General features: G+C 68.4%; 15 protein-coding genes. 6 read left to right on the forward strand and 9 right to left on the reverse strand.

Annotated elements, in window-relative coordinates; genetic code table 11:
* Position 1 precedes the first annotated feature (1 nt).
* The 5 genes from RAB71_RS03625 to RAB71_RS03645 all read right to left on the reverse strand — a co-directional run bounded on the left by RAB71_RS03625 (position 2) and on the right by RAB71_RS03645 (position 5,503).
* Positions 2 to 1,309: an FAD-binding oxidoreductase gene (locus tag RAB71_RS03625; RefSeq protein WP_010340213.1), complete on the reverse strand. Its 1,308-nt coding sequence runs from the start codon at positions 1,307 to 1,309 to the stop codon at positions 2 to 4.
* Positions 1,309 to 2,697: a UbiA family prenyltransferase gene (locus RAB71_RS03630; protein WP_010340212.1), complete on the reverse strand. Its 1,389-nt coding sequence runs from the start codon at positions 2,695 to 2,697 to the stop codon at positions 1,309 to 1,311. The genes RAB71_RS03625 and RAB71_RS03630 overlap by 1 nt, the downstream gene beginning before the upstream one ends.
* Positions 2,698 to 2,818: 121 nt before the next feature.
* Entirely contained in the window at positions 2,819 to 3,796 is a 978-nt protein-coding gene (locus RAB71_RS03635; RefSeq protein ID WP_010340211.1) for a lysylphosphatidylglycerol synthase transmembrane domain-containing protein, read from the reverse strand.
* Between the two features lie 19 nt (positions 3,797 to 3,815).
* Positions 3,816 to 4,757 carry an electron transfer flavoprotein subunit alpha/FixB family protein gene (locus RAB71_RS03640; protein ID WP_010340210.1) on the reverse strand — a complete coding sequence of 314 codons (942 nt, stop codon included), beginning with the start codon at positions 4,755 to 4,757 and terminating at the stop codon, positions 3,816 to 3,818.
* Positions 4,757 to 5,503 (reverse strand): electron transfer flavoprotein subunit beta/FixA family protein, encoded by a 747-nt coding sequence (locus RAB71_RS03645; protein WP_010340209.1) that lies wholly within the window; start codon positions 5,501 to 5,503, stop codon positions 4,757 to 4,759. Before RAB71_RS03645 ends, RAB71_RS03640 begins: the two co-directional genes overlap by 1 nt.
* A 236-nt stretch (positions 5,504 to 5,739) precedes the next feature.
* On the opposite strand from RAB71_RS03645, the gene rfbB reads away from it, so the two are divergent.
* The 4 genes from rfbB to rfbD all read left to right on the forward strand — a co-directional run bounded on the left by rfbB (position 5,740) and on the right by rfbD (position 9,209).
* A complete protein-coding gene (gene rfbB, locus RAB71_RS03650; RefSeq protein WP_010340208.1) occupies positions 5,740 to 6,795 on the forward strand; it encodes a dTDP-glucose 4,6-dehydratase in 1,056 nt (351 codons plus the stop codon).
* 61 nt (positions 6,796 to 6,856) lie between these two features.
* Positions 6,857 to 7,744 (forward strand): glucose-1-phosphate thymidylyltransferase RfbA, encoded by an 888-nt coding sequence (gene rfbA / locus RAB71_RS03655; protein ID WP_010340207.1) that lies wholly within the window; start codon positions 6,857 to 6,859, stop codon positions 7,742 to 7,744.
* Positions 7,741 to 8,298, forward strand: a complete 558-nt coding sequence (gene rfbC, locus RAB71_RS03660; RefSeq protein ID WP_010340206.1) for a dTDP-4-dehydrorhamnose 3,5-epimerase — start codon at positions 7,741 to 7,743, stop codon at positions 8,296 to 8,298. Before rfbA ends, rfbC begins: the two co-directional genes overlap by 4 nt.
* Positions 8,295 to 9,209, forward strand: coding sequence for a dTDP-4-dehydrorhamnose reductase (gene rfbD / locus RAB71_RS03665; RefSeq protein WP_010340205.1), 915 nt, complete (start codon positions 8,295 to 8,297; stop codon positions 9,207 to 9,209). Before rfbC ends, rfbD begins: the two co-directional genes overlap by 4 nt.
* Before the next feature lie 87 nt (positions 9,210 to 9,296).
* Here rfbD and RAB71_RS03670 read toward each other — a convergent pair whose 3' ends face one another.
* Positions 9,297 to 10,700, reverse strand: a complete 1,404-nt coding sequence (locus tag RAB71_RS03670) for a mannose-1-phosphate guanylyltransferase/mannose-6-phosphate isomerase (RefSeq protein WP_010340204.1) — start codon at positions 10,698 to 10,700, stop codon at positions 9,297 to 9,299.
* Between the two features lie 55 nt (positions 10,701 to 10,755).
* Positions 10,756 to 12,102 carry a phosphomannomutase/phosphoglucomutase gene (locus RAB71_RS03675; RefSeq protein WP_010340203.1) on the reverse strand — a complete coding sequence of 449 codons (1,347 nt, stop codon included), beginning with the start codon at positions 12,100 to 12,102 and terminating at the stop codon, positions 10,756 to 10,758.
* A gap of 133 nt (positions 12,103 to 12,235) precedes the next feature.
* Here RAB71_RS03675 and RAB71_RS03680 point away from each other — a divergent pair, with 133 nt between their 5' ends.
* Positions 12,236 to 12,973, forward strand: coding sequence for a CoA transferase subunit A (locus RAB71_RS03680; RefSeq protein WP_010340202.1), 738 nt, complete (start codon positions 12,236 to 12,238; stop codon positions 12,971 to 12,973).
* Position 12,974: 1 nt separating this feature from the next.
* A complete protein-coding gene (locus RAB71_RS03685) occupies positions 12,975 to 13,607 on the forward strand; it encodes a CoA transferase subunit B (RefSeq protein ID WP_010340201.1) in 633 nt (210 codons plus the stop codon).
* A gap of 18 nt (positions 13,608 to 13,625) precedes the next feature.
* On the opposite strand, the gene RAB71_RS03690 is transcribed toward RAB71_RS03685, so the two are convergent.
* Positions 13,626 to 15,692: a glycoside hydrolase family 99-like domain-containing protein gene (locus tag RAB71_RS03690; protein ID WP_010340200.1), complete on the reverse strand. Its 2,067-nt coding sequence runs from the start codon at positions 15,690 to 15,692 to the stop codon at positions 13,626 to 13,628.
* Positions 15,689 to 17,332 (reverse strand): electron transfer flavoprotein-ubiquinone oxidoreductase, encoded by a 1,644-nt coding sequence (locus tag RAB71_RS03695; RefSeq protein WP_010340199.1) that lies wholly within the window; start codon positions 17,330 to 17,332, stop codon positions 15,689 to 15,691. The genes RAB71_RS03690 and RAB71_RS03695 overlap by 4 nt, the downstream gene beginning before the upstream one ends.
* Positions 17,333 to 17,335 lie beyond the last annotated feature (3 nt).

A 17,335-nucleotide genomic window follows, 5' to 3' on the forward strand; every position in this document is an offset into this window, starting at 1 on the left:
TTCACTCCGTGACCCGGCGCCAGAAGCCGGAAGAAAAGCGGGGATCGAGATAGCGGCTGAAGTCCTGCCAGCGGGCATAGGCACGCTGGAACGAGGCGGCGGACATGCGCGCGTCCTTGGCAGGGTACAGAGCGCCGCCAGCTGCGTCGACAATCCGGTCCAGCCGCTCCAGCAGGCGCAGCACCTCGGCGCCATCGTTGGGGAAATCCAGCGCCAGCGTAGTGCCCGGTCGCGGGAAGGACAGCATGCCGCGTGCAGGCACGTCGCCGAATTCCTTCAGCACGGCCAGGAAGGAACCGCTGCCGCTGCGGGCAATTTCCGCCAGCAGCGCGTCCACGCCGTCGCGCGCGGTGGCCGGCGGCAGCACGCACTGGTATTGCAGGAAGCCGCGCGGGCCGTACATGCGATTCCAGTGGCGGATGCCGTCCAGCGGGTAGAAGAACGGCAGCAGGTGGCTCAGCCGGCGCTTGCTGCGCGCGGGCTGGCGCCAGTAGTACAGCGCGTTGAACGGCCGCAGCGACAGCTTGTTGACCAGGGAGACGGGCGGGGTCAGCGGCATCGCCAGGCCCTTGCCGGGCGAGGCCGGGCGTTCCTCGGGCAGACCGGCGCAGTGATCGGCGCGGGTGAAATGGCCGCGGCCGCGGGCGCGGCCGCTGGCCAGGCAGTCGATCCAGGCGACGCTGTACTCGTGGCTGTCGGCCGAGGCCGCGGACAACGCAAAGAACTCGTCAAGCGAGCCGAAGCGGATGTTCTCCGTTTCCAGCGCCGGACCCGGCACGCGGCGCAACTGGATCTCCACCCAGGTGATCAGCCCGGTCAGACCGAGCCCACCGACCGTGGCCGCGAACCAGCCGTCGGCATCGGCGTCCGGCGTGCACAGGCGGCGGCTGCCGTCGCTGCGCAGCAGTTCGAAGGCGCGCACGTGGTGGCCGAAGTTACCGGTGCGGTGATGGTTCTTGCCATGCACGTCGTTGGCGATGGCGCCGGCCACGGTGACGTAGCGGGTGCCCGGCGTCACCGGCAGGAACCAGCCCTGCGGCAGGACCAGGTCGATGATCTCGGCGAGCGTGACCCCGGCCTCGCAGCGCAGCCGACCTGTCGCCGGGTCGAAGCCGATGAAGCGGTCCAGGCCGCGCGCACACAGCAGGGTGCCGTCGGGATTGAGGCAACTGTCGCCGTAGCTGCGGCCGTTTCCGCGCGGCAGCGCGTTGCCGGCGAAAGCCGGCAGGGCCGCCGCCCGGTCGGCGATCGGCAGCAGCGTCTGCGTCGCGTGCGGATAGCGTCCCCAGGACTGCCCGGCATCGGCCATCAGATGGCGCTCAGCGCGAACAGTCCGCACAACACCACGACCACCTGGCTGACCCGGTCGGTGGCGGCGAACACGATGGGGTCGTCGTGCATCTCGCCGCGGTGCGCCACGATCCAGACCCGGCTGACCCAGTACAGCAGCACCGGGCAGATCAGCCACAGCAGCTTCGGGTGCCGGTACAACTGCACGCTTTCCGGGCTGTTGATGTAAAGCGCCATCACCATGACCGCGATGTAGCCGGCCGCCGCGCCCATCGACTGCAGCAGCACCAGGTCTTCCACCGAATAGGCGCGCCCACTGGCCTTGGTCTTGCCGCTGCCGAGCATCGCGTGCAGTTCGGTGTAGCGCTTGAGCAGCGCCAGCGAGAGGAAGATGAACATCGAGAACGCCAGCAGCCAGAACGACAGTTCCAGGTCGATGGCCACGGCGCCGCCGATGATGCGTACGGTGTACAGTGCCGCCAGCAGCACCACGTCGATCATCACGATGCGCTTGAGCCGCAGCGAGTACGCCAGCGTCATCACGTAATAGGCCAGCAGCACCAGGGTGAACTGCAGGTTGCAGGCCAGCGACAGCGCCAGTCCGGCCACGGTCAGCGCGGGTGCGGCGAACAGGCCCTGCAGCAGCGGCAGCCGGCCGGCGGCGAACGGCCGCTTGCGCTTGCGCGGATGCTGGCGGTCGGGCGTGAGGTCGAGCAGGTCGTTGAGCACGTAGACGCCAGAGGCGCACAGTCCGAACGCGACCATGGCGATGACCGATTGCAGCAACGACTCGCCCTCCAGGAAGCGATGCGCGGTCAGCAGCGGTACGAACACCAGCAGGTTCTTCAGCCACTGGTGCAGGCGCAGCGCCTTGAGCCAGGCGCGGGTACGCGGCTGTGCCGGCCAGTGCCCATGCACGGTGGTGCGCTGGGCGGCGGCCGCACGCAAGCCGTTGCCGTTGTTGACCACCCAGGCGCCGCCGGCCTTGTCCCACACGTGCAGGTCCACGCGGCCATTGCCGGCATAGTCGAAATTGCCTTCGCCGAACCGCTGCACCAGCACGTCGGCCTTGTTGCGGCCGGACAGGTTGCGCTGGCCGTCGCTGGCGATGACCTCTTCGAACAGGCCCAGGTGCGCGGCGATCGGCGCGACCAGCAACTGGTCGGAGGCGGTGCACAGCACGCGCGGGCGCTGCGGCGTGGTGCGCAGCAGCTCCAGCACGTGCTCGTTGTAGGGCAGGGTCTCGGCCGGGAGGATGACCCGGGCGGCCAGTTCGCGCTTCAGTGCGGCCTTGCCGCGCAGCAGCCACAGCGGCAGCAGGAACACGTACAGCGGGTTGCGCGCCAGAAGCGCCAGCAGGGACTCGTAGAGGATGTCCGAATTCAGCAGCGTGCCATCCAGATCCACGCAGAGCGCGCGCCCTGAAGCAGCCGGGCGATCGGCGGGAAGGCTGGGGGGGACGGACATTCTGCGGCCTGGCAATGCACAGTGGGGCCGCGATTATACCCGTGACACGCCCTGGCCTCGCTCAGTCTGCTTGACGCCGTTGCAGGAACTCGGTCGCACCCATCGCCAGGGCGCCCACGGCGACCGCATACCAGAGCGTCACCAGCCGCGCGGCCACCGCGACCGCGATCGCATCGGCGGTGGCGACTCCCAGCCGGTCCAGCATCAGCACGATCGCCAGTTCGGTGGTGCCGACCCCGCCCGGGACGAAGGACAGCGCGCCGATCAGCATCGCCAGCGGGTAGATGCCGAACGCGACCAGCGGGTCCAGGTGCAGGCCCAGGCCGTGGCACAAGCCGACGAAGACCGCCGAGGTCAGGCCCCAGGCGCCGGCGCCCGCGATCAGGCTGCGTACCATCTGGGTGGTGCCCAGGCAGGCACGCAGTTCCATGGCGGCGAACACGGCGAACTGCGCCGTGCCCCGCAGCCAGCGCCCGGGCAGACGCCGGCCCACGCCCTCCAGCCAGGCCAGCAGGGCCGGCCAGGCCGCAGCGCCGAACAACAGGGCGACAAAGCCCAACACCACCGCGGCGAGGGTGCCCAGGGTGGGGAAGACCGGCGCAGCCAACAGCGACAGCGCCAGGATCACCAGCAGGTCGGAGGCGCGCTCGAACACGAACACCGCCAACGTCCGCCCGGCCGGTACGCCCATGCGGGCGAAATAGCGGATACGCAGCAGTTCCCCGGCCTTGCCGGGCGTGGCGGTCAAGGCGAAACCGGCCAGGTACGCGGCCCAGCCCAGCCAGAACGGCACTGCATGGCCTTGCCGTTGCAGCAGCCAGCGCCAGCGCCAGAAGCGGAACAGGTAGCTGGCCGAGACCGGCAGCACCGCCACTGCCAGCAACGGCCAGATCGTGCCCAGCCGGGCGAACGTGCCGTTACCGCGGTCGATCCACCACAGGGCGGCCAGGTAACCGCCGCACAGCAGCACGACGAACAGCGCCAGATGATCCGCACGGTGGCGCGGCGCGGGCACGCCGTCGGCGCCGTGCGGCATCATCCCTGGGTCTCCGCGCGACTCAGCCCAGCGCCTTTTCCAGTTCCGGCAGCACCGTGAACAGGTCGCCGACCAGGCCGATGTCGGCGATCTCGAAGATCGGCGATTCCGGGTCCTTGTTGATCGCGACGATGGTGCCGGCGTCCTTGATGCCGGTCAGGTGCTGGATGGCGCCGGAGATGCCGACCGCCACGTACAGCTCCGGTGCGATGATCTTGCCGGTCTGGCCGACCTGCAGTTCGTTGGGTACGTAGCCGGCGTCGACCGCCGCGCGCGAGGCGCCGACCGCGGCGCCCAGCTTGTCGGCGAGCTGGTAGACGATCTGGAAGTTCTCCGCCGAACCGACGCCGCGGCCGCCGGAGACTACGCGCTTGGCGCTCTGCAGGTCGGGGCGGTCGGACTTGCCCGCGGCCAGGCCGACGAAGCGGGTATGGCTCGGCAGCGTCGCGTCCACGCTGGCCGCTTCCACCGCCGCGTTTCCGCCTTGCGCTGCTTCCGGCCACGAGGCGCTGCGCACGGTGGCGACCACGATCTGGTCGGCCGGGGCCTGCACGCTGATGATGGCGTTGCCGGCGTAGATCGGGCGCTTGAACGCGTAGTCGCCGTCCACCGCCATCAGGTCGGAGATCTGGTTGACGCCGAGCAGGGCGGCCACCACCGGCATCAGGTCCTTGCCGAAAGTGGTGGAGGGACCGAAGACGTGGGTGTAGCCCTTGGCCAGCGCGGCGATCTGCGGGCCCAGCACCTGCGCGATGGCGTGTGCGTTGGCGGGGTTGGCAACGGTGAGGATGCGGGCGACGCCGGCGATCTGCGCGGCCTGGGCGGCCACCGCGGCCGGATCGGACGCCAGCACCACGATGTCGATGGCCTCGGCCGACAGCGCCTGCGCGGCGCTGACGCACTTGGCGGTGGCGGCGTTGAGCTGCCCGTTGAGATGTTCGGCGACGATGAGGATCTTGGCCATTACAGCAACCCCTTCTGCTTGAGTGCGGCCACCAGTTCGGCGGCATCCTTGACCATCACGCCGCGGCTGCGCTTGGCCGGCGGGGCGTAGTGGGTGGTGGTGAGGCTGTCGTTGGCCTCCACGCCCAGGTCGGCGAAGGCCAGCGTCTGCAGCGGCTTGCTCTTGGCCTTCATGATGTCCGGCAGCTTGATGAAGCGCGGCTCGTTCAGGCGCAGGTCGGTGGTGACCACCGCCGGCAGGTCCACTTCCAGGGTCTCCAAGCCGGCGTCGACCTCACGGGTCACCGTGGCCTTGCCGTCGGCCACCACCAGCTTGCCGGCGAAGGTCGCCTGCGGACGGCCCCACAGCGTGGCCAGCATCTGCCCGGTCTGGTTGGCGTCGTCGTCGATCGCCTGCTTGCCCAGGATCACCAGGTCCGGCTGCTCCTGCTCGACCAGCTTGAGCAGGGTGCGCGCGGCGGTCAGCGGCTGGATCGCCGCGTCGGCGACCACGTGGATGGCGCGGTTGGCGCCCATCGCCAGACCATTGCGCAGATGCGCGGCGGCATCGGCCGGGGCGATGGTGGCGACCACCACCTCGCTGGCGATGCCGGCGTCGCGCAGGCGCAGGGCCTCTTCCAGGGCGATTTCGTCGAACGGGTTGGCGGAGAGCTTGACGCCCTCGGTGACCACGCCGGAGCCGTCCGGCTTGACCTGGATGCGGACGTTGTAGTCCACCACGCGCTTGTAGGCGACGAGGATTTTCATCGTGTACGAGATCCTTCAGCAGTGCGGGAAGGCCCGGCCGCGGCGGCTGGCACGGGGCAGTCGGAGGATTCTAACCGGGCGCGGGGGACCATGCGAGGGCGTATGGTCAAGTCCGGTCGGCGGACTGAACGGCGCCCGTCGCGCAGGCGCATCGCACTGCCTCCTGGGCGTTATCCTTACTGGTTACGCTCCAGCGATTCGGTCTGGCGCGCCTGCCAAGACACAGGAGAAAGGCATTGGCGACGTGGCTCGTAACCGGCGGTGCCGGTTTCATCGGCGGCAATTTCGTGCTCGAGGCAGTGGCGCGCGGCGTACGCGTGATCAACCTGGACGCACTGACCTACGCCGGGAACCTGAACACGCTGGCGTCGCTGGAGGGCAACCCCGAACACGTCTTTGTGCACGGCGATATCGGCGACCGCGATCTGGTCAGCCGCCTGCTCGCCGAGCACCAGCCCGACGCCGTGGTCAATTTCGCCGCCGAGAGCCATGTGGACCGGTCGATCGACGGCCCCGGCGCCTTCATCCAGACCAATGTGGTCGGGACCCTCGGCTTGCTGGAGTCGGTGCGCGATCACTGGAAGGCGTTGCCGGACGGCCGCCGCGACGCGTTCCGCTTCCTGCACGTGTCCACCGACGAGGTCTACGGCACGCTCGGCGAGACCGGCAAGTTCAGCGAAGCCACCCCGTATGCGCCCAATTCGCCGTATTCGGCGTCCAAGGCCGCGTCCGACCACCTGGTGCGCGCGTTCCACCACACCTACGGCCTGCCGGTGCTGACCACCAACTGCTCCAACAACTACGGCCCGTATCACTTCCCGGAAAAGCTCATTCCGCTGGTGATCGCCAAGGCGCTGGCCGGCGAGCCGCTGCCGGTGTACGGCGATGGCAAGCAGGTGCGCGACTGGCTGTTCGTCGGCGACCACTGCGAGGCGATCCGCACCGTGCTGGCCAAGGGCAAGGTGGGCGAGACCTACAACGTCGGCGGCAACTCGGAGAAGCAGAACATCGAGGTGGTGCAGGCGATCTGCGCGCTGCTGGACGCGCGGCGTCCGCGCGAGGACGGCAAGCCGCGCGCCAGCCAGATCACCTACGTCGCCGACCGGCCCGGCCACGACCGCCGCTATGCCATCGATGCGTCCAAGCTGAAGAACGAGCTGGGCTGGGAACCGCAATACACCTTCGAACAGGGCATCGCGCTCACCGTGGACTGGTACCTGAGCCATCAGGACTGGGTGCAGGGCGTGCTCGATGGCAGCTATCGGCTGGAACGCATGGGCGCGTTGCAATGATGCTGTTGCCGTTCGATCCTCATGTCCGCTGCGCGAAGCAGCGTTTCGACAGAATCTGACCATGACCCAACGCAAGGGCATCATCCTCGCCGGAGGGTCCGGCACCAGGCTGTATCCGATCACCCAGGCGGTCAGCAAACAATTGCTGCCCGTCTACGACAAGCCGATGATCTACTACCCGCTCAGCGTGCTGATGCTCGCGGGCATTCGTCAGGTGCTGGTGATCAATACGCCCCACGAGCAGGTGCTGTTCCGCAGGCTGCTGGGAGACGGGGCGCAGTGGGGCATGGAGATCCAGTACGCGGTGCAACCCAGCCCCGATGGATTGGCGCAGGCTTATCTGATCGGGCGTGATTTCGTCGACGAAAAGCCAAGCTGTCTGGTGTTGGGCGACAACATCTTCCACGGCCATGGGTTGACCGAGACCTTGCGTCGCGCCGATGCCCGCACGCACGGCGCGACCGTGTTTGGCTACTGGGTGAACGATCCACAGCGTTATGGCGTGGCGGAGTTCGACCAGTCCGGCAAGGTGATCGATATCGAGGAAAAGCCCACGGTGCCGCGGTCCAACTATGCGGTGACGGGCCTGTATTTTTACGACGGCGATGCCAGCCGGCATGCCGCAGAGCTGAAGCCCTCCGCCCGAGGCGAACTGGAGATCACCGATCTCAATCGGCGCTATCTCCAGGAAGGACAACTGCACTTGGAAGCGCTGGGACGTGGCTATGCGTGGCTGGATACCGGTACCCATCAATCGTTGCACGAAGCCTCCAACTTCATCGAGACCATCCAGGCACGCCAGGGGCTGCAAGTCTGCTGCCCAGAAGAAATCGCGTTCATGCAGGGCTGGATCGATGCCGAACAATTGCAACGTTTGGCGCTTCCAATGGTCAAGAATAGCTATGGCCTGTATCTGCAGGCCCTGGCGAAACGAGGAAAGCTTCTTTGAACCTGATCGAAACTGCGATCCCCGGCTGTGCCGTCATCGAACCCAAGGTGTTCGGTGATGCGCGCGGCCATTTCTTCGAAAGCTGGAATGCCGAGCGGTTTGCAGAGGTCGGCTTGCCTGCAGTGTTCCTGCAGAGCAACGTCTCCGTCTCTTCCAAAGGCGTGCTGCGCGGCTTGCACTATCAGTGGCCACGGCCGCAGGGCAAGCTGGTCAGCGTCCTGGAGGGCGAGGTCTATGACGTCGCCGTGGACATACGCCGCGGTTCGCCCTACTTCGGACGGTGGGTTGCCGCCATCTTGAGTGCGGAGAATCGAAAGCAGTTCTGGATTCCGGAAGGCTTCGCCCATGGGTTCGCAGTGCTGTCGGAGCGCGCGGTATTCAGCTATCTCTGCACCGATGTCTACGTCCAGGAAGCGGATGCTTCGGTGCGCTGGGATGACGCCGATATTGCCGTGGACTGGCCGATCAATGCACCGGCGCTGTCGGCCAAGGACGAAAAGGCGCCCTTCCTGAAGGACATTGCGCAGGACCGTTTGCCGGTCTACCAGCCATGAGCGTGCTGGTCTTCGGCGGCAACGGCCAGGTCGGGCAGGAACTGCTGCGCGCGCTGGCCGGGCAGGGACCGGTGATCGCGACCACGCGCAGCGGCCAGCTGCCCGACGGCAGTGGCTGTGAGCGTGCCGATTTCGACCAGCCGCAGACCCTGGGCGAGGTGCTGGACCGGCTGCGGCCGACGGCGGTGGTCAATGCCGCGGCCTATACCGCGGTCGATCGCGCCGAACAGGACGCCGAGGCGGCGCACCGCGCCAATGCCGAAGCGCCGGCGGCGATCGCCGCCTGGTGCGCGGCGCATGACACACCGCTGGTGCATTACTCCACCGACTATGTGTTCGATGGCCAGGGCACGCAGCCCTATCCCGAGGACGCGCCGACCGCACCTCTGGGCGTGTATGGCGCCACCAAGCTGGCCGGCGAAGAAGCGATCCGCGCCTCCGGTGCGCCGCACCTGATCTTCCGCACCGCCTGGGTGTACGCCGCGCACGGGCACAATTTCCTGCGCACCATGCTGCGCGTGGGCGCCGACCGCGACGAACTCAGGGTGGTCGCCGACCAGGTCGGCACGCCGACACCGGCGGCGCTGATCGCCGATGTCACTGCGCACGTGCTGGCGCAGCGCGCGACGTTGCCGTCCGGCACCTGGCATCTGACCGCGACCGGTGAGACCACCTGGCACGGCTTCGCCGAGGCGATCTTCGCCGAGGCGGCGGCGGCGGGCTTGTTGCCGCGCGCGCCGCGGGTGCTGCCGATTACCACTGCGGAGTATCCGACCCCGGCCAGGCGCCCGGCGTATTCGCGCCTGGACGTGTCGCGCCTGCAGCGCGATTTCGCGCTGGAACTGCCGCAGTGGCGCGATGGCCTGCACCAGGTGGTCGGCACACTCGCTGCGGCAGCGCCGGCCGCCTGACCTGTCGTACGCGGTAAAACACCAGGCAGCGGAAAAACAAAGAGCCGGGCAGTGCCCGGCTCTTTGCGTTTGCGTCCAGCATCGGCCTCAGGTGCGCCCGTAGGTGTCCTCGAAGCGCACGATGTCGTCCTCGCCCAGATAACTGCCCGACTGCACTTCGATCAGCTCCAGCGGCAGCTTGCCCGGGTTCTTCAGTCGATGCGTCACGCCGAGCGGGATGTAGGTACTCTGGTTCTCGGTGAGCAGCAGCACTTCGTCGCCACGGGTGACCTCGGCGGTGCCGCTGACCACGATCCAGTGCTCGGCACGATGGTGATGCATCTGCAGGCTCAGCGTGGCGCCGGGCTTGACCGTGATGCGCTTGACCTGGAAACGCTGGCCGTTGTCGATCGAGTCATAGGCGCCCCACGGGCGGTACACCTTGCGGTGCCAGGTGGCCTCGGAACGGCCGTTGGCCTTGATCTTGCCGACCACCTCCTTCACCTCCTGGATCCGCTCTTTGTGGCCGACCAGCACGGCGTCGTCGGTCTCCACCACTACCACGTCCTGCAGGCCCACCATTGCGATCAGGCGCGAGCCGTAGGCATAGGTATTGCGGCAATCGATCTCGATCACGTCGCCGTGGTGGGCGTTGCCGTTGGCGTCCTGCGGCGACACGTCCAGCAGCGCCGACCACGAGCCGACGTCGCTCCACTGTGCGTCCAGCGGCACCACCACCGCGTCGGCGGTCTTCTCCATCACCGCGTAGTCGATGGAGTCGGAGGGGCTGGCGGCGAAGGCGTCCTTGTCCAGGCGGGTGAAGTCGGCGTCGCGCTTGGCCGACTGCCACGCCTTGGTGCAGGCGTCGGCGATAGCCGGTTGGAACTTGCGCAGCTCTTCCAGATAGCGCGAAGCGCGGAACAGGAACATGCCGCTGTTCCAATAGTATTCGCCTGAGGTCAGATACCCCTGAGCGGTGGACAGGTCGGGCTTTTCGACGAAGCGCTCGACTGGGCGTGCGCCGACGCCGGCAGCCGCCTTGATGTAGCCGTAGCCGGTCTCCGGCGCGGTCGGCTTGATCCCGAAGGTCACCAGCTTGCCGTCGGCCGCCGAAGACGCTGCGGCCTGGACCGCGGCCTGGAACGCGGCTTCGTCCAGGATCACGTGATCGGATGGCAGGACCAGCAGCAGCGGGTCGGCCCCCTCACGCATCGCCTCCATCGCCGCGACCGCGATGGCGGGGGCGGTGTTGCGGCCCTTCGGTTCGAGCAGGATCGCGCCGGGCGTGACGCCGAGTTGCTGCAGTTGTTCTGCGGCAATGAAGCGGTGTTCTTCATTGGCCACCAGGATGGGGGCACGCCCGGCGATCGGCGCAGCGCGCAGCCAGGTCGACTGCAACATGGTGGTGTCTCCCACCAGCGGCAGGAACTGTTTGGGATACGCCTCGCGCGACAGCGGCCAGAGACGGGTGCCGGAACCACCGGACAGGATGATGGGCAGAATGTCGCTCATGAACGGAATGACTCCATGGATCCGTTGAAGGGGGAAGAGAAAGGAAAAAAAGCGATCATGCTTTCAGCAGATCGGAAATTTCCTGCGTGCGCTGCTCCAGCAGCGCCGCATCGCCGCGGGTTTCCACGTTCAGGCGCAGCAGCGGTTCGGTGTTGGAACTGCGCAGGTTGAAACGCCAGTCGGCGAATTCGGCGCTGACGCCGTCGGTGTAGTCCAGCGTCGGTGCGTGCGAGGCGAAGTGCTCCATCACCCGCGCCACCGCGGCCTTGGCGTCAGCGACCTTGAAGTTGATCTCGCCGCTGCACGGGAACTTGCGCATGCGCGCCTCAACCAGGTCGGCCAGCGAGCGGCCGGACTGCGACACCAGCTCGGCGATCAGCAGCCACGGGATCATGCCGGAGTCGGCGTAGGCGAATTCGCGGAAATAGTGGTGCGCGCTCATCTCGCCGCCGTACACGGCGTTCTCGCTGCGCATCTTCTCCTTGATGAAGGCATGGCCGCTCTTGCACAGCACCGGAATGCCGCCGGCCTCCTCGACCTGTTCGATCGTGTTCCAGGTCAGGCGTGGGTCGTGCACGACCTTGCCGCCCGGCTGCTTGGCCAGGATCGCCTGCGCGAGCAGGCCCACCAGGTAGTAGCCCTCGATGAAGCGGCCGTCGGCATCGAAGAAGAAGCAGCGGTCGAAGTCGCCGTCCCAGGCGATGCCGAAGTCGGCGCCGTGCTGCTTGACCGCGTCGGCGGTGGCGGCACGGTTCTCCGGCAGCAGCGGGTTGGGAATGCCGTTGGGGAAGTGCCCGTCCGGCTCGTGGAAGACGCGCACGAACTCGAACGGCAGGTGCGGCGCGAGCAGGTCGACGATGGCGCCGGCGCCGCCGTTGCCGGCGTTGACCACCAGCTTCAGCGGCTTGAGCGTGGCGCGGTCGACATAGCTGAGCAGGTGTTCGATGTAGGCGCTCTTGTCCGGACGGTGGTGCTCGGCGGCGGTCGGCTCGGCGGCCGCCGCGGTGTCGGCGGCGACGGTGTCGCGGATCGCGAACAGGCCGGTATCGGAGCTGATCGGGCGCGCGTTCTCGCGCACCAGCTTCATGCCGTTGTAGTCCATCGGATTGTGGCTGGCGGTGACCATCACGCCGCCGGCGGCCTGCAGGTGGTCGGTCTGGAAATACACTTCCTCGGTGCCGCACAGGCCGATGTCGATGACCTCACGGCCGCTGGCGCGCAGGCCGGCCGACAGCGCGTCCTGCAGCCCCTGGCTGGCCAGGCGGACGTCGTGGCCGACCACCACCGGGCCGCTGCCCAATTGCCCCGCCAGCGCCACGCCGATCCTGCGGGCCAAGTCCTCGTTCAGTTCGTCGGGAACGCGGCCGCGGATGTCGTAGGCCTTGAATGCGGGAAGCGACATGGAAGAGGGTCCTAGTTGGGGGAAACCCGAGTGTAACGTTACGGCGCTTAATCGGTCGTTGCGGCGGTGCGGCGGGGGTCGCAGTCCCCGAGCGGCTAAACTAGCTGTCTACATTCCAATGCGGAGCTGGCGAATGGGCGACACCTCTACCCCTGCGGGCGGGCGGCGCGGCAAGCTTTTCCCCGATGCGGCCACGGCGCTGGCCGATGTGGTGGCGGACGGACAGACCCTGGCGGTCGGCGGGTTCGGCCTGTGCGGTATTCCCGAGGCCTTGATCGCGGCCTTGCGCGACAGCGGCGTCAACGGTCTCACCGTGATCTCCAACAATGCCGGCGTCGATGGCTTCGGCCTGGGCCAGCTGCTGGCGACGCGGCAGATCCGCAAGATGATTTCGTCCTACGTCGGCGAGAACAAGGAGTTCGAACGCCAGTACCTGGCCGGCGAACTGGAGCTGGAATTCAATCCGCAGGGCACCCTGGCCGAACGCCTGCGCGCCGGCGGTGCCGGCATCCCCGCGTTCTTCACCGCCACCGGCTACGGCACGGTGGTCGCCGAGGGCAAGGAGACCCGCGAATTCGACGGCAAGCATTACGTGCTGGAGACCGCGCTGCGCGCCGACGTGGCCCTGGTCAAGGCGTGGAAGGCCGATGCTGCCGGCAACCTGGTGTTCCGCAAGACCGCGCGCAACTTCAACCCGGCCTGCGCGATGGCCGGCAAGCTCTGCATCGCCGAGGTCGAGCAGGTGGTGGAGACCGGCAGCCTGGATCCGGATCAGGTGCACCTGCCCGGCATCTACGTCGACCGCATCGTGCACAACCCGCATCCCGAAAAACGCATCGAACAGCGCACCCTGCGCCAGAAGGACGCCTGACATGGCCTGGACCCGCGACGACATGGCGCAGCGCGCCGCCCGCGAACTCACCGACGGCGCCTACGTGAACCTGGGCATCGGCCTGCCGACCCTGGTCGCCAACCACATTCCCGACGGCGTGGACGTGTGGCTGCAGTCGGAGAACGGCCTGCTCGGCATCGGCCCGTTCCCGACCGAGGACGAGGTCGACGCCGACCTGATCAACGCCGGCAAGCAGACCGTCACCGCCCGCGCCGGCGCCAGCTACTTCGGCAGCCACGATTCCTTCGCGATGATCCGCGGTGGTCATATCGATCTGGCCATCCTCGGCGCGATGCAGGTCAGCGAGAAGGGCGACCTGGCCAACTGGATGGTGCCCGGCAAGATGGTCAAGGGCATGGGCGGGGCGATGGACCTGGTGGCCGGGGTCAAGCGCGTGGTCGTGCTGATGGAACACGTGGCCAAGGACGGCAGCCACAAGATCCTGCCGGCCTGCGACCTGCCGCTGACCGGCGTCGGCGTGGTCGACCGCATCATCACCGACCTGGCCGTGTTCGACGTCACCGACAGCGGCCTGGTGCTGGTCGAGACCGCCGAGGGTGTGGACGAGGCGGAACTGGCCGCCAAGACCGGCGTGCCGTTCCGACGCGGCTAAGCGCCGGAACAGCGCCGCTCAGGTGCTGCGCTGCGCGTAGGCGTAGTCGTCGGACACCGGTAGCGGCTGGCCGAGCAGGTCGGCTGCGGTGGCGACGCGATAGCCGACGCACTCGGCCAGCGGCGCGACCAGCCGCTCCACCGCATGCGCCAGGGTGGCGTCGAGTTGTCCTTGCTCGGGCTCGAATTCGGACGGGCACAGGCCGCTGTCCAGCAGCGGCCGCAGCGCCTGCAGGCGCGCCCAGAACATGCTGCCGGAGATGAACTGCGCCTGCGCCAGGCGCGCGTCGCTGTGGCCGGTGCGGCGCAGCAGATAGTTGGCCCCCGCGCGGTTGCCGCCCCAGAACTCGGCCAACGGCAGCAGATGGCCTTCGGGTGCGACCAGGCCGAGCGCAGGATCCTGGGCGAAGGCCTGCAGCACGCGCGCGGCGCGGTCGGCGCCCGCCAGGCGCTGCAGCAGTTCGCTGCGCCAGGCATCGCCGTTGGACAGATGGGTGCTGCGCTTGGTGTGCAGTTTCAGCACCACGTCCACGCCGTCGCGCAGCAGCCGCTCGGCCGCGTGCAGGAACGGCAGGATGTCGCGGCCGCGGTTCTCCAGCGCCATCAGCTCGAACGGGAATGCGCACGCGTGCAGGTGCGCGCGCACGGCATCGGCCTGCTCAGGCGAGGTGGTGACCAGCAGGCGCCAGGGCAGGGCGCTCGCGGCGAGTTGCGCCAGCAGTTCCGGCAGCACCTGCGGATACCACGCGTGGATGATCGCGTGCGGTGTCGTGTCGCGCGCCGGCAGCGGTGCAAGCGCGCGACGGGTGGCGTCGAGATAGGCATGACCCAGTCGCGCATCCGGCTCCAGCACGGCGCCTTCGGCCCACTCGTTCCAGGCGTTGACGAACACCAGGCGCTGCTCGGCGCGGCGCCCCTGCAGCCGCGTGTGGATCGTGGTGCGCAGCCAGTCCTCGTAGCCGCGCGGCGAGGGATGCAGATAGACGCGGCCGGCACCGGGGCGGCGCGCTTCGTTGTCCCAGCCCGGGTTGACGCCCGGATACAGCAGGTAGTCGGGCAGCGGGCGCGCGGCGATCTCCGCGGCCAGGGCGCGCCAATCCAGCACGGCACCGCTGTAGTCGGGATTGAGCAGGTGCTGGTCGGCCGCCAGCGAGCGCGGATTGCTCATGTTCGGCGGGAACTCGACCGCCGCGTCGAAGCCGATGTCGCGCGGGTCCGGCCGCTCGAAGCCCTGCACATAGGCCAGGTGCAGTTCGCCGATGCCGTGCGCGCGGCACCAGTCGCGCCAACGCGTGGCGGTGGCCTGCGGATCCGGCAGCAGGTGCGGGCGGTACACCAGCAGCATCGGCCGGCCGTCCACGCGCAGGCAGCGCGGGTCGCGCAGGTAGTCGGCGACGTGTGCGATGAAGTCCAGGTCGTCCTGCGCGCTGTGCGCCTGCGCCATCAGCACGTCGTCGCCGCGGCCGTCCCAGCGCCGCGACCACTGTTCGTTGGCCCAGCACAGGCAGAACGGCAGCTCCAGCGTGGGATCGTCCAGCCACTGCCGCAGCGGCGTCTCCAGCAGGGTCTTGCCGCCGAACCAGTAGAAATAGAAGCAGAACGCGCCGATGCCGTACTGCTTCGCCAGCGCGACCTGCTGGCGCATGCTCTGCGGATTGCGCAGGTCGTAGAAGCCCAGGTCCGCCGGCAGCCGCGGCTGCACGTGTCCTTCGAATTGCGGCAGCGCGCGGGTGACGTTGCGCCATTCGGTGAAACCGGTGCCCCACCAGGCATCGTTCTCCGGGATCGGATGGAACTGCGGCAGGTAGAACGCCACCACGGTGGCCGGCAGCGGCGCGGGCAGCGGCGCCTGCTGCGAAGGCACGTAGCCGATCGCACGCTCGTCGGCGCGCGCGCGCGGCCGGCGCTCGCCGAATCCACCGCCCACCTGTCCGCGCGGCGGTGGCGGCACCAGATCCGCATGGCGTTCCAGGAACCGCGCGCGCAGGTGGTCGCGCTGTGCCTGCGACAGCGGCAGAGCGCGGAAGCCGGCACGCAGCGTCAGGAACAGTGCGGTCTTCAGGCGCGCGGGCAGGCCTGCGCTCACAGGTTCTGGTAGTTCGGCCCGGAGCCGCCTTCCGGCGTCACCCAGTCGATGATCGTGTAGGGATCCTTGATGTCGCAGGTCTTGCAGTGCACGCAGTTGGCGGCGTTGATCTGCAGGCGCTTGCCGGCCGCGTCGTCGACGATCTCGTACACCGCCGCCGGGCAGAAGCGCGTGCAGGGGTTGCCGTATTCCTCGGTGCAGCGGGTCACGCAGATCTGCGGGTCTAGCACGTGCAGGTGCACCGGCTGGTCCTCGTCGTGCTCGGTGGCGGCGAAGTACACGCCCTGCAGGCGGTCGCGCGGGGCCAGTTCGCGCTGCACGTAGTCGCGCTTGGGCTGCTCGTGCTCGCCGAGCCGGTCCAGGCTCTTCCAGTCGGCGCCGACCTTCAGCGTCCACGGCGAGGCGCCCTTGACCAGGGTCTCCCAGGCGCCGTTGAGCAGGCCGAACCACAGGCCCTTCTTGAAGCCGGGCTTGATGTTGCGCACCTGGCGCAGTTCGGCCATCACCTCCGAGCCGCGCAGGCGCGCGTCGAAGCCGGCCGGATCGAGCGCGGCGCCGGCGGCGAGGTGTTCGGCGGCGAGCATGCCGCTGCGGATCGCCTGGTGGGTGCCCTTGATCTTGGGCACGTTGAGCAGGCCGGCGGTGTCGCCGATCAGCAGCGCGCCGGGCATCTCCACCTTCGGCAGCGACTGCCAGCCGCCGCTGGCGATGGCGCGCGCGCCGGCCGACAGGATGGTGCCGCCTTCCAGCAGCGACTTCATCATCGGGTGGTTCTTCCACTGCTGGAAGGCCTCCCACGGGCGGTATTCGGGATCGTGGTAGTCCAGGCCGCTGACGTAGCCGAGCGCCACCTGGTTGTTCTCCAGGTGATACAGGAAGCTGCCGCCATAGGTCTTGCTGTCGGCCGGCCAACCCAGGGTGTGCACGATCTTGCCGGGGCTGACCCGGCCTTCGGGCAACTGCCACAGCTCCTTGATGCCGATCGAGAACGCCTGCGGATCGTGCCCGGCGTCGAGCGCGAAGCGCGCGATCAGGCGCTTGGTCAGGTGTCCGCGCGCGCCTTCGGCCAGCACCGTGACCTTGGCGCGGATATCGATGCCGGCGGTGTAGCCGGGCTTGTGCGACCCGTCCTTGGCCACGCCCATGTCGCCGATGCGCACGCCCAGCACCGTGCCGTCCTCGGCGTGCAGGGTCTCGGCGGCGGCGAAGCCGGGGTAGATCTCCACGCCCAGCGCCTCGGCCTGCGGCGCCAGCCAGGCGCACATCGCGCCGAGGCTGACGATGAAGTTGCCGTGATTGCGCATGCCCGGCGGCACCATCGGGAACTTGTGCCCGCCGTCCTTGCTCAGGTACCAGAACTCGTCCTCGGCCGCGGGCACGCAGATCGGCGGCGGGTTGTCGCGCCAGCCCGGCAGCAGCGCGTCCAGCGGCCCCGGTTCGATCACCGCGCCAGACAGGATATGCGCGCCGATGGTGCTGGCCTTCTCGATCACGCAGACCGAGATGTCGGGGTTGAGCTGCTTGAGCCGGATCGCGAACGCCAACCCGGCCGGGCCCGCGCCGACGGTGACGACGTCGTATTCCATGACGTCGCGCTCCACTGGCTCCGGCGCATTGGCGCCGCCCTCGGTTCCCGTCATCTG

This window comes from Xanthomonas sacchari (assembly GCF_040529065.1).
Lineage (GTDB): Bacteria > Pseudomonadota > Gammaproteobacteria > Xanthomonadales > Xanthomonadaceae > Xanthomonas_A > Xanthomonas_A sacchari.